The sequence below is a fragment of the Coleofasciculus sp. C1-SOL-03 genome (assembly GCF_040220555.1).
In the GTDB taxonomy this organism is placed as follows: domain Bacteria; phylum Cyanobacteriota; class Cyanobacteriia; order Cyanobacteriales; family Coleofasciculaceae; genus Coleofasciculus.
The window spans coordinates 1-13975 of record NZ_JAVJUO010000226.1; the positions used below are offsets into that span (position 1 = coordinate 1).

7 protein-coding genes are annotated in these 13975 nt (G+C 45.0%); 2 read left to right on the top strand and 5 right to left on the bottom strand.

Annotated features, from left to right (window positions below; all coding sequences use genetic code 11):
- Positions 1–184: 184 nt before the first annotated feature.
- The 5 genes from RIE73_RS34200 to RIE73_RS34220 form a co-directional block, all read right to left on the bottom strand.
- Positions 185–1951, bottom strand: a complete 1767-nt coding sequence (locus RIE73_RS34200; RefSeq protein ID WP_446405406.1) for a M61 family metallopeptidase — start codon at positions 1949–1951, stop codon at positions 185–187.
- Positions 1952–2037: 86 nt separating this feature from the next.
- Entirely contained in the window at positions 2038–2721 is a 684-nt protein-coding gene (locus RIE73_RS34205) for a Crp/Fnr family transcriptional regulator (RefSeq protein WP_446405407.1), read from the bottom strand.
- Between the two features lie 321 nt (positions 2722–3042).
- Positions 3043–4239, bottom strand: a complete 1197-nt coding sequence (dxr, locus tag RIE73_RS34210) for a 1-deoxy-D-xylulose-5-phosphate reductoisomerase (RefSeq protein ID WP_446405408.1) — start codon at positions 4237–4239, stop codon at positions 3043–3045.
- A gap of 109 nt (positions 4240–4348) precedes the next feature.
- Positions 4349–6766 (bottom strand): response regulator, encoded by a 2418-nt coding sequence (locus RIE73_RS34215; RefSeq protein ID WP_446405409.1) that lies wholly within the window; start codon positions 6764–6766, stop codon positions 4349–4351.
- A 597-nt stretch (positions 6767–7363) separates the two neighbouring features.
- Entirely contained in the window at positions 7364–11686 is a 4323-nt protein-coding gene (locus RIE73_RS34220) for a PAS domain-containing protein (protein WP_446405410.1), read from the bottom strand.
- A 171-nt stretch (positions 11687–11857) separates the two neighbouring features.
- Here RIE73_RS34220 and RIE73_RS34225 point away from each other — a divergent pair, with 171 nt between their 5' ends.
- Together RIE73_RS34225 and RIE73_RS34230 are read left to right on the top strand one after the other, a co-directional pair.
- The gene (locus RIE73_RS34225; RefSeq protein ID WP_446405411.1) at positions 11858–12526 is read left to right on the top strand and encodes a histidine phosphatase family protein; all 669 of its coding nucleotides are present in this window, start codon (positions 11858–11860) and stop codon (positions 12524–12526) included.
- Positions 12527–12775: 249 nt separating this feature from the next.
- Complete coding sequence (locus RIE73_RS34230; protein ID WP_446405412.1) at positions 12776–13327, top strand: transposase; 552 nt, start codon at positions 12776–12778, stop codon at positions 13325–13327.
- The last annotated feature ends 648 nt before the right edge of the window (positions 13328–13975 follow it).

Genomic DNA, 13975 nt, shown 5'->3' on the forward strand with positions numbered 1-13975 from the left:
CAGCTAAAATTGTGCAATAGATTTTACGGTTAGAATGGGCGCACGCCGTGCGCCCCTACAATTCTAATTCACCATTTTAGGTGGGTCAGCCCACTACTGGCGTGGCACAGCTAAAATTGTGGAATAGATTTGACGTTTAAACCGGGCGCAAGTCTTTGCGCCCCTACAGTTGCTGGGTATGAACTTAATCGCCCTTGGTGTTCAACCACCCGGCTAAATTCTGTTTTTGAGTCGCCGAGGGATTTTCAATCTGTACAACCTGGTAACGGGTGGGTTGGGATTCGCTTAGGGTAACGGGTAAGGTACAAAGTTCGTCTTGATGGAACACAGTGACCTGAATCGTGTCACCGGGATGGTAATCTTTTAGGCGATCGCTTAATTGATCCGCACTGACTCGCCAACCGTCTATTGCTAGTAACTGATCCCCTGCATCCACGCCAGCTATTCCCGCTGGAGAGGTGGCGTTGACAAATTTGACCACCTCTTGTCCATTTTCTGTCTTGACAATTACCCCTAAATAAGGTTGAGCGTCCTCATCTTCTACTGCTGTCAGGGTTAAGCCAAAGGGTTCAAGATACTCATCAAAGGGCAATTCCTCTGTCCCATCAATATAGCGCCGGAAGAAATCACTCAAATCGGTATCCGCTACAGACTCCAACACCGCTTGCAGTTGTTGCGGCGTAAAGCCAACCTCCTTGACACCAAATTGTTGCCACATCCGTCGCATCACATCATCCAGGGAACGCTGATTCCCGTGACGCGATCGCACTAGCAAATCCAGTAACAAGGATACCATTTCACCCTTGAGATAATAGGAGATTTGACTATTATCACTATTGGCATCCCGGCGATATAACTTAATCCAAGCATCAAAACTGGACTCACTCAGCGGTTGCACCAAACGCCCTGGAATCAGTTGCATCCGGGTAATCTCTTTACTTAACCCCTCTAAAAAGGTCTTGCTGTCGTAAATCTTTGCCCGTAAGGGGAGGACTAAATCATAGTAACTGGTTGTCCCTTCACAAAACCACAGGGATGTAGTAAAGCTTTCTTGTTCATAATTAAACCGTTCCAAGACTTTAGGGCGAATCCGCTTCACATTCCACAGGTGAAAGAACTCATGGGCGACTAATTGCATGAAACGATTGTATTTATCTTTCGCCCGGAACCCGAAACGGGGATAATTTAAGGAACAAGAGGTTTTATGTTCTAAGCCGCCAAACCCGGTCGATGATAAATGGAGTAAAAACACATACCGTTCATAGGGTAATCCCCCATATAACTCCGCTTCTGTCTCAATAATTTTCGTCGTGTCCGCAATAATCCGGTGGGGGTCAGCATTTCCCTGTCCCCAAATTGCCAGTTGATGGGGTTTACCCAGAACCTCAAAGTCGTAAACCTGCTGGGTGCCAATTTCAAAGGGACTATCGACTAAGGTGTCAAAATCCTCAGCCTCAAAGGTATTCTCAGCCCCATCGACGGTGGGTAAGGGCGTGGTAATCTGCCAATCGGCTTTAGGCGGTACAATCGTCACCTGAATCGGCTGTTGCACAAAATCGGGAACAAACAGGAATAATGCCGCCCCATTAAAATAGCCGTGTGTAGCATCCAGGTGGTTGGTGCGTACTGATAACTCATTGGCAAAGACGCGGTAACGAACAGTAATGGATGAAGCGTCTCCAGTTTGAACTTGCCAGTGATTTTTACTGTGTTTAGCCCAGGGTAATGGCTGATTCTGGGTTCCCGCCTCAACTCGGAAATCTTGGAGGTGTTTGGCATACTCCCGCACTAGATAGGAACCCGGAGTCCAGACAGGCATTTTTAAATCTAGCACTGATTCAGACCAACCATTTACCTGTAGCATCACCTCAAACAAATGAGATTGAGGTTGAGGCATCGCGACGTGATAATGAAAGGTGGGTTTAGTCATTTGTCCTTTGTCATTGGTCATTCGTCAGGGAACAGGGAACAGGGAACAGGGAACAGGGAACGTTTTGAGTTAATTCCTCCATCTTCCCCATCGTCCCTATGCTTAGGTTAAAGCCGTCCAGCTAGATGGGTGAGTTGTTTGAGATTAATCAAACAAAGCTTTTGGTCTTGGGGTTCAATATCTATCCAACCCTTACTTTCCAGCTTTTTCATAATTTTGGCGGTATCTTCCACACTGATATCCGTGACATCCGCTAAGTCTTTATCGGGAATGTTATAAATTTCGGTTCCCTTTTCCCCCACTTGACCATAACTATCTGCCAAGTTGACCAAAGTATTGGCTAACTTAATCGCCGCTGGTTGATGGCGTCGTTGAAAGCGAACATTGGTCTGACGCAGCCGTCTAACCATCAGTTGTAGCATCCGGTGGTGTAACTGGGGGTCTTTAAATAGGGTTTGAATGAAGCGCTGGGCAGAGACGCTGAGTAATGTTACCGAAGACAGGGCGACAACATCCGTAGACCGGGGAGATTCATCCAAGATTGCCATCTCGCCAAAAAAATCGCCCCGACCCAAAATAGCCAACGTCACGGCGTTGTCCCCATACAGGCGTCGAACTTTGACCCAACCGGACATGATAAAGTAAACGGCATTACCCCAGGCATCTTCCATTAACACGGCTCGTCCTGCGGGATACTCGTGTTCGACTCCAACTGACAACAGCCATTCTAATGTCTCAGGGTTCGCTGTATTAAATAGGGGGAAAAGCTCACTAAAAGCTTTGGTGTGCATGAAGAAAGGTTTATTAACGTTGGATCGTCTAAGATTCCATTACACCACACCAGTACAACAGTCCCCAACTGTCTTAAGTTCAATGGTACGCTCCAGTCAGCGGTTTGGGATTGCCAAAACCCTTAATCTACCGTAGGGTGGGCATTGCCCACCAGCATACCAGGAGCGTGCCATTCTGCTTAAGGTAGGGGATTGTGAACAGGGGGTGTAAGAGTGCAGAGGGGTAGGGGTGCAGAGGGGCAGAGGGGCAGGTTTGAGTCCCTGTTTTTCCGCCAATGCCCAATTTGAGCAGATTGGGAGTTGAATGTTCTGTTAATTTAATTATCGCAGAGAAACCACGCGATCGCTCTTGGCTAAGGTGGGATAAATCCGCAACACCTCCTCTCTTGCCCAACGGTCGGCGGCGAGTATATCCTCGAGTCCAGGATTCGGACAGTTATCCGGGGAATGGCGATCGCAGGCTTGTTCAATACACCGGGCAATATCTAAATATTGGATTTTCTCCTCTAAAAACAATGCCACGGCTTGTTCATTGGCGGCATTTAATACCGCAGGCATTGAACCCCCAGCCCGCCCAGCGGCGTAGGCTAATCGCATACAAGGATATTTATCATGGTCGGGTTCTTTAAAGGTCAATGTCCCCGCCTTGACTAAATCCAAGGGTTCCCAGTCCGTATAAATGCGATGGGGCCAAGATATGGCATAGAGTAGGGGTAAGCGCATATCGGGCCAGCCTAATTGGGCTAAGACGGAGGTATCCTGTAACTCGATTAGGGAGTGAATAATACTCTGGGGATGGATCACGATATCAATATCGTCATAATCCAGACCAAAAAGGAAATGCGCTTCAATCACCTCTAGCCCCTTATTCATCAACGTCGCCGAATCGACGGTAATTTTGCGCCCCATCGACCAGTTGGGATGCTTAATCGCATCCGCCACCGTTACCTCCCCTAACTTATCGACTGACCAATCTCGGAACGCCCCCCCGGATGCCGTGAGGATAATTCGCCGTAATCCGCCCTCGGGAACTCCCTCAAGGCATTGGAAAATAGCAGAATGTTCCGAGTCAGCCGGAAGCAGTTTCACCCCATGTTTGGCAATCAGGGGATTGACAACCGGTCCCCCAGCGATTAGGGTTTCCTTGTTGGCTAAGGCAATATCTTTCCCAGCTTCAATGGCGGCGATCGTCGGTAGCAATCCTGCACACCCCACAATCCCTGTTACTACCGCTTCCGCATCACCATAACGGGCAACCTCCACCACACCTGCTTCTCCCGCCACCAGAATCGGTTGGGGATCAAGGTCGGCGATCGCCGCTTTCAGGTCAGGTAATTTTTCTGCTTCACATAAGGCGACAATTTCCGGTCGAAACTGCCGAATCTGGGCAGCTAACAGGTCTACATTGCTGCGTGCTGCCAATCCCACCAACCGGAATTGGTCGGGATGGTGAGTCAGAATCTCTAAGGTTTGCGTACCAATCGAGCCAGTGGAGCCAAGGAGAGTAATTGATTTCACAACAGTTTCTTAAGAATTCGCCGCTCTTTAATTAATATAAGGTGATTTGGGACATCGGTGATCAAATTTAACTCTCTATCCCCCCATCTCCCCATCTCCCCCACCTCTCCTATACATGAATGGGAAGTTCCAAGATAAACTCTGTTCCTTGACCCGGTACAGAAAAACACTGAATATTACCCTTGTGTTTTTCCACAATAATCTGATGGCTAATCGCTAACCCCAATCCTGTACCACTACCTACAGGTTTAGTCGTAAAAAATGGGTCAAATATTTTCTCTTGGATCTCCTCAGTCATACCGATACCATTATCAGAAATCCGAATCACGATAACCTCCGGATCAGCAGGAATAGCACTTGAAAACCCTTGACTCTCAATACTGCTCGGATATCTAAATTTAATTTCTTCTCCCTCAGCTTCCCAGACGCGCCATGGCGCGTCTCTACATGCTTCCTCTGCTCCTCTTAACCGAGAAGTATTGGTTTGATGCTCATCTCCTTCTTTGGTCTTACTTTGCCTGAGTTCAGTGCGAATTGTAATCGTGGGAACGAGTCCTAATTCTGAATTGTGGAATTTGCTATCGGTTTGCAACGCATCAATCGCATTTTCCAGCACCATCATAATGACTTGATTTAATTGATTGGCGTAACAGGTAAGCCAGGGGATTTGACTATACGCTTTAATCACTTGAATATTGGTTTCCCGCAATCGGTGTTCCATCAAAACCAGCGTTGTATCAATCCCCTCATGAATATTCACCGCTTTCAGTTTGGCTTCATCCAGCCCCGAAAATCGTCGCAGTAACTTGACAATCTGATGAATTCGATTCACACCGACAGTCATTGATTCCATTATTTGGGGTAGATCCGCTTGTAAAAACTCTAATTCAATCTCCTCCATACAATCTTGAATCTCGGAATGATGATTCGGGCAAACCGTCTGGTAAAGTTGGATTAATCTAATTAAATCATTGAAATATTGATGAGCGATCGGAATATTCCCAGCAATAAATGTAGCTGGATTGTTAATTTCGTGGGCGACTCCAGCAACCATTTGCCCCAGACTGGACATTTTTTTAGATTGCACCAGTTGAGATTGCGTCTGTTTTAACTCGGATAGGGTTCGTTCCAGTTCTTGTGATTTTTGCCGTTCTCGTGCTTCCGATTGTTGTAATTCGGCTTCCGCTTGCAGGCGTTCTAGTTCCGCCCCAGCACGGGCAATAAAAATCTGTAAAATCATCCGTTTTTCAAGAGTTAGCGGCATCATTTTCTCGTCTAATACCGTTAAAATACCGATCACCTTTCCTTCAGAGTCTTTCAGGGGACTGCCAAAGTAGCTGTGGACATTAATCTCTTGGAAAAAGCGATCCAGGGGAAATAGTTGTTGCAAGTTTTTAGGATAGTGGCAAGTCTTACCCGCAAATACAGTTTCACAGGGAGTATCTTTCAAGTCATATTCGATGTTTTCCTGCCAGGTTTCACCTGTCCAATAGGATAATGTGCGAACTCGTGTTCCCGCAGGATTGGCAAATGTCGCAATCAAGGCGTAACGAACTTGGAGAACTTTCGCTAAATAACGCACACAAGAATGCAGGAATTCATCTCCTGTGGTGGCGGCGGTTCCTTCGACGATTAATCGCAATGCTTCTTGTCGCCGCTTGCGTTCGGTCATATCCACGGAAATACCGAAGAGTTGAATCACTTGCCCTTGGTCATTTATAATTGCTTCTCCTCTAGATTCAAGATAGCGAATTTGCCCATTAGGGCGTATAACTCGAAACTCGATATCGTAAGGTTGTCCTGACGATATCGCCTCCTGGACGGTTTCTTCAAATAGGGGTTGATCATCCGGATGAATGCGTTGGATAATGTCCTCATAGGTAATCGCTGACGAATTGGGATCAAGTCCAAAGATGCGATATTTTTCCCTTGACCAAGTAACGTGGCGGCTGCGGACATCAAATTCCCAACTCCCGATTTGGGCAATTCGTTGGGCTTGTAATAGTGAGGCTTCACTTTTACGCAGTTGGACTTCAGTGTTTTGGCGTTCTTGGATTTCCTGGCTTAACTGGGCATTGTCTTGCTTCAGTTGTCGTTGTAATCGTAAGATGTGTAACTGATTCTCGATTCGGGCTAAAACTTCTTGGGTTTCGATGGGTTTACTAATGTAGTCAGACGCGCCAATTTCAAAGGCTTTGACTTTATCAAAGGTTTCCTTGAGGGCGCTGATAAAAATGATCGGAATGGCTTGGGTTTCCGGATTGGCTTTTAACTGTTGACAGACTTGATACCCATCTATGTCAGGCATTAAAATATCGAGTAAAATTAAATCCGGCTGCATGATGTCAACCGAGCGAAGTGCTTGTCGCCCATTCCGGGATACTCTGACGGTATATCCTTGTTCGGTTAAAAGTTTTTTTAAGACACTTAAATTCTCCGGAGAGTCATCAACGATTAAAATTGTTTCTTTTGGGAATTTGTTCTGAGAAACTGGCATTTGGGAGACCGGAAATAAGGCTGTAAACATAAATATTGGTTAAGTTTTAGACTGACTGTACTCAATTACTGTATAAAAAACAACAAGTGACAAGCTTTGATCAGCCCTAATTAGCTTTTGCTTTTTTTATGCCATTAACATTTAGTCGTACTCGTGACTAAAATTAATTCTGTTATCTAATTTTCCAGAATCTTGCACCCTATCTGACCCCTCGAAACGATAATCTAGGGGGTAGATTCGTTTCATGATTTAAGCGGAAGAGTATCTGAGTCTGAATTTCTCAGGTTCCGTCACATTAATCATCACGTCAGCGTTTTGACCCGGAGGTTTTATTTCTTTAAGTTATATTAACAAAACCTGAAGTCAGACTCAACTATACAGCAAATATCTCAGGAACTTGATCATAATCTTTACAAAATCTTTACAAAACTGCCGCTTCTGTGAAGATTCTGTAACCTGGGAAGGTTGAAAGACTCAATCCGCTAGGGTTCTGATTTATGGCTGGTGGGCAATGCCCACCCTACTGGCTCACCGATTTGATGGGCGCACGCCATGCGCCCCTACATTGGGATTGGTTGGGTTGAGCGAAGTCGAAACCCAAGGGAATTTAGGACTGAGGTTCCCTGACTACAAGCTGATTAACGTTAGTAGCTTCTCCAACTCGAACTGATTGGTCAACTCAGCCAAGGCGTTGGCAAGAGATTCGTGATCGGGGCGAATTTGCTCAATCAGACTCAGCATCAAATCAATATCACCCAACATTGTCGCTTGATGAAACGCTTCTAACCAATCTGGAGGTAAGACAGCCAGAGAGTCTGGGGTTAAGGAATGGGTTGGGGTTTGGCTGGGTGGAGTTGATGCGGTTAGATCTTCATAAACATAGTTCATACCCAGATGCTGGTGAATCGCCTCAAAAATCTCCCGATCGCGGAAGGGTTTGCGGATAAATCCATCACACCCCATGGAGAGAGTCACTGCTTTCTCGGAGTCGAGGGTGCTAGCGGTAACGGCAATAATCACCGTGGCTTGACCTTGAGTTGTGGCTTTAATCCGTTGTGTGGCTTCATAGCCATCCATAATCGGCATCCGCATATCCATAAAGATGAGATGCGGTTGCCAACTTTGCCAAATCGCGATCGCCTCTTCACCATTTATCGCTTCTTTCAGGAGAAATCCCAGAGGATTGAGGAGTTGGATCAGCAGTTGGCGGTTATCCACGCGATCGTCAACAATTAAGAGACGATAACGCGGTTGGTTAGGTGCTAAAGCAATAATACGCCGTTGAGGGTGTTGGCTGGGAACTTGGCTGGCGTCGGCTAATTTAACCCTAATCTCAAACCTAAAAACAGAACCCTGATCCACTTGAGACGCCACCGTCAAATCACCCCCCATGAGTCGGACAAATTCACGGCTAATCGATAACCCTAATCCTGTTCCTTCGTGATGCTGTTTCCCGGTTTGACTTTGAATAAACGCATCAAAAATACTCTCTAATTCCTCTGTGGCAATTCCCGCCCCTGTATCTTCAATTTCAAACTGGAGGGTGATCTCGTCCGGTTGATTAGTGGTGGGAGTTTCGCCGACATCGATACCTCGTGCGACTCTCACCGACATCCCCCCTTCCTGGGTAAATTTAAAGGCATTCGAGAGTAAATTAATCAACACCTGGCGCAGTTTTCCCGCATCGGTTTGGACATATTGAGGCACTTGATCGGAGTAATCAAACAGTAACTGTAATCTCTTGTCCCTTGCCTTAAATTGGAACAGGGTTTCTACATCGTGCAATAAGGCATACAGGTCAAAAACGGTCTGATTGAGGGTGATCCGTCCGGCTTCAATTTTGGATAAATCTAACACCTGATTAATCAGCGTGAGTAGATGTTCGCTACTGCGGTAAATAATCTGAAGATTCTCTTGATAGTCAGCCGGAAACGTACTGCTGCGCTGCATCAGTTGAGTAAACCCCATAATCGCATTCAAAGGGGTTCGCAATTCGTGACTCATATTCGCCAGGAACGTACTTTTCGCCCGGTTCGCTGTTTCCGCCACGTCTTTGGCGTCTGTTAACGCCAGTTCGATTTGTTTGCGATCGCTAATATCTTCCGCAATCCCGACAAAGCGGTAAGTATTTTGATGAGGAACCGGGAACGAACGGGCGTGAATCCAGCGGATTTCTCCATTGGGTCGAGTAATCCGATAGACTTGATCAAAGTCAGTAGCATCCTGTAATTGTCGTTCCAAAGCGGCGATGGTGGATGGGTAATCCTCTGGAAAAACGGAGTCTAACCAAGACCGAGGATTGTCATACAAACTTTGGCGAGTTCTCTGCCAAATTTGTTCATAGGCGGGATTGATATAGAGCATTTTTCCGCTGTGGGAGAGAATAAAGAAAACATCTTGGATATTTTCTGCCAGTTGGCGGAATTTTTCTTCACTCTCTCGTAACTGTTCCTCAATTAATTTGCGATCGCTAATATCTTCGGCAAAGCCAACGAACCGATAAATCTGTCCGGATTCATCTGCAACCGGAAACAAACGCGCCCAAATCCAGCGAATTTCTCCGTCAGATCGAATAATCCGATATTCATGATTAATTTGCCCGGTTTCGATTAAACTGGGTAAATTAGCCGCGACGCGATCGCGATCATCAGGGTGAATGCTAGTCATCCAAATATCAGGATTTTCGTAGAGGCGGGAAACGGGTATTCCCCAAATCTGTTCAAAGGCTGGACTAACATAAAGAATCTGATGGGATTGAGCATCCGTAAGAAAAAAGACTTGGTGGATATTTTCTGCCAGTTGACGGAATTTTTCTTCACTTTCCCGTAACTGTTCCTCAGCTAATTTACGTTGGCTAATATCCTGCACCGTGCCAAACAGTTGAATCACCTGTCCGGATGAATTGAATACAGCTTCTCCCTTGCCCAAAACATACCGCATCGAACAATCACTCCGGAAAATTCGCTGTTCATGTTCGTAGGATTTACCTTCCGTTATTGCCGCTTCAACGTGGTGCTGAAATAGGGCAACATCATCGGGATGAATTTGTTGCAAAAGCTGTTCGTAGCTGGGTTCACCTTGACTCGGATCACGTCCATAAATGCGGAAAACTTCATCCGACCAACTAATTTTTTTACTATCCACATCGAATGACCAATTGCCCAAATGAGCGAGGCGTTGGGCTTGATTGAGTTCTACTGTTTGTTCGTGAACTTGAGTCTCTAAAGTCTGGTTATAATCGGCTAAAATCTGCTCGGTTTGCTTACGTTCCGTGATATCGAAAAATGTAGCGATCGCGGCGACAATGGTTCCAGTTTCATCCCAAATTGGCGTGCCATAGACTTCCAACGGAATCGTGCGATCGGGTAAGCGAATTTCCATATTATCAATTCTCACTTTTTCACCCTGGAACGCACGAACTAGGGGCAGATTTTCCACGGGACACAATTCTTCGCTTCCCGCCTGATAGACGTGAAACGTTTCTGATAAGTCTGCGGTTTTCGCTTCCAGTAAGGTGTCGATTCTCAGTAATTGCTTTGATGTCTGATTCGCGTAGATAATTTGTCCGCTGATATCATGAACAGATACGCCAACTGGAATCGCTTCTAGGATTTGATTCAGGCGGCTTTCACTCTCAACTAATGCCGTATTTAGAGTTTGAAGTTCCGTAAACGAGGCTTGTAGTTGAGTTGCCATCTGAGCAAAGGAGTTCGCCAATTCTCCCACTTCATCCTGGCGCTGGATTACAACCAGTTTGTCCCATTCTCCTTGAGCAAGTTTTTTGGCAGTTTTGTTTAACTTGAGTAGCGGCTGAGTTATCCAACGGGCGGTGATAATACCTACGACTGTGGCGATAATGAGAGTGGCGATACAAAGGATAATTGTGGTGCGATTATTCGCATAAATTTGTGCCATAAAGTCTGACTCTGGCACAACAGTGACAATCAACCAATCCAAGCCGTAGTCATCTTGATAGGGTTCAATGTGAACAAAATGGCGTCCAGATATCTTTTTGGCGGAATCCTCATCGACAAAGGTAAAATTGGCGTGTTGAATTGATCCTAGATTATCCTCTTGGTTAAGTAAAGCTTGCATCGTCGCCTGTGTTAATTTATGGCTACTTTCAGTAGCTTTGAGCCGGATGAGTTGTTTACCCTGAATATTTTTGACAAAAGCCTGTTCTTTCGTGGAGGTGGCGACTAAATCACCCGATCGTTCTATAATGAATACCTGTCCAGATTCAGAACTCTCTAACGTATCCAAAAAATAACTAATAAAATCGACGACAAAAATGCTATCAAAAGTTCCCTTAAATTCATCATTTTGATAAACCGGAACAGACAGATTTATCGACGCATTATTTGTCCCGATAACAGGATAAATTTTTGTCCAACTTAGTGTATTTTGCTGAATCGTTTCTTGATACCAGGATCGTTTTCTGGGGTCCCAGTTGGGTAGGGTGTCAAAAAGCCGAATAACTTCACCCGCTTCATCGAGTAGAAAATAATTTCGCGATCCTGGAGCAGTCCCTTTTAACTCAGCTTTCAGATATGAACCTTTCGGAAAAAGAAAACCAAACTTATCCTCTCCCACCGCAATATACGCTCCTGAGGGACTCGTATAACTCAATCCAGTCGGAGCATCAGATACCTGCATTTGTCGCCAGAGTCGCCTGTAGACTTGATCAATATCAGTTAGATCTAAATCCCCTTGTTCAACAGCCAATCGATTTAAGGTAACAAATTGATGAGATTGCTGTAAATAACTATTGACGCGATCGCTAACTCGTTCGGAGGTTTCTTCAAGTAATTGATTCGCCAGATCTTCAACAGCTTTTTGCCCACTGCGATAGGACAAATATCCCACTAATCCCACAGCGGTAATAATTTGTAAAACGAAGGGAACAATTAGAACTGTTTTCAGAGAAAATGGGCGGATTTTTTTGATCATGTTTCGCATACTTCGTCATCGCGTCTAGTATCTTATGGTGTATTAATTTTGTGTAAGACGCTACCCTAAATGGTAAATAGTAGTATTACGCTGATCCGATCAACTGATGTGTATTAAAATGACGTAATTCCCCGTACCTGATTTCCGATTGCCTCAAAGGACAAGTGACAAATGACAAATGACAAAATTCTCAGTTGGCAAGACATCCGCAAACGCCTAAAGCACCCCTTGATTTTAGCAACTCCGGTAACCTTACACATAGTCCGCCATGCTCAAAGCACTGTCAATGCCGAAAAGCGAATTGCGGGTTCTCAAGATGTAGACATAACGCCCGAAGGTGAAGCACAAGCCAGAGTCTTAGGAACTCAACTTGATCCGGAGTACAATTTAGCCTTTGCCTCTGGATTAAAACGCGCCTATAAAACCTTAGACATTGCGATAACTAGCGGCAATATTAGTGTGGGCAGTATCCACAAAGATAAGCGACTGAATGAACGGAATTTAGGTGTATTAGAAGGTGGCAAACTCCGATTTATTCCCGAATATGCGGCTGGCGATTTAAACTATGCCCCGGAAAATGGCGAAAGTTATGCCAAATTAGCCCAACGGATTTTATCATTTTTGATTGATCTGGCTCAGATTACGCAAACCAGTGACGCGAATAAGATTTTGATTTGTAGTCACATTGGTTCAATCCGGATTCTGGTTGGCATCATCACGGAAAATACCAGTTCTGTGGATGTATTGGGTCAGAAATTTGGAAATACGGAGTTGATAAAATTGGATTGGCATCGTTTAATTATCCCAGAATTTATAGAGAAAGGGGGAATTTTTTCATAAATGAATAGGTAGGGGCGGGTTTAGGAATAAATTGGCGGGAAAACTAATAAATGTGTTACAAAACCCGCCCTGCATCACCGAAAACATTCGATTAATGGATGCGATCGCGCCAGGGATTAGATGAGATTTCGTCGTCTGGTGGTGGGGATAGGGCGGGTTTCGCTGTATTGTTTGCGGTGTGTGTGATGATTGAATTCCTAAACCCGCCCCTACACGTTTTGCTAAAGGAAAACCTCGTGCGATCTGATTATGAAATACAATCCGGATCAACATCATCGACGTTCAATCCGCCTTAAAGATTATGATTATACACAACCGGGATTTTATTTTATTACCATTTGTACTTGGCAACGCCAAACCCTGTTAGGTGAAATCATCGATAGTCAAATGCAGTTAAGCGATTCCGGCAAATTTGTCTATTTACATTGGCAAAATTTGCTGCACTATCATCCTAATTTAAAATTAGATGAATTTGTGATCATGCCCAATCATCTCCATGGCATTCTGATATTGACAGCGGATACTACCCGTCAAAAACACCATAGCTTGCCAGAGATTATCCGAGGATTCAAAACCTTTTCAGCACGCCGCATTAATAAAAATCGTCGCCAGAAGGGTGTCCCCGTGTGGCAACGCGGCTATTATGAACATATTATCCGCAATGAACAATCATTAACCGCGATTCGTGAATATATTGTGAATAATCCCATAGCCTGGGAAGAAGACGAATTGCACCCTAGTGGTTCTCAAGAATGGGATGGAACCATTAAAAATTTAGCCTTGCATAAGAATCGAAGATAAATCCGATGTAGGGGCGGTTTTAGGGGCAAAATTGAAGGGAAAACCAATAACATTCAGACAAAACCCGCCCTGCGTCACCGAAAACATTCGATTAATCTGTAGGGGCGGGTTTAGGGACAAAATTGAAGGGAAAACCAATAACATTCAGACAAAACCCGCCCTGCGTCACCGAAAACATTCGATTAATCTGTAGGGGCGGGTTTAGGGACAAAATTGACGGTAAAACCAATAACATTCAGACAAAACCCGCCCTGCATCACCGAAAACATTCGATTAATCTGTAGGGGCGGTTTTAGGGGCAAAATTGAAGGGAAAACCAATAACATTCAGACAAAACCCGCCCTGCGTTACCGAAAACATTCGATTAATCTGTAGGGGCGGGTTTAGGGACAAAATTGACGGTAAAACCAATAACATTCAGACAAAACCCGCCCTGCGTCACCCATAAGATTCGATTAATCTGTAGGGGCGGGTTTAGGGACAAAATTGAAGAGAAAACCAATAACATTCATGCAAAACCCGCCCAGCCCCACCCATAAGATTCGATTAATCTGTAGGGGCGGGTTTAGGGACAAAATTGAAGAGAAAACCAATAACATTCATGCAAAACCCGCCCAGCCCCACCCATAAGATTCGATTAATCTGTAG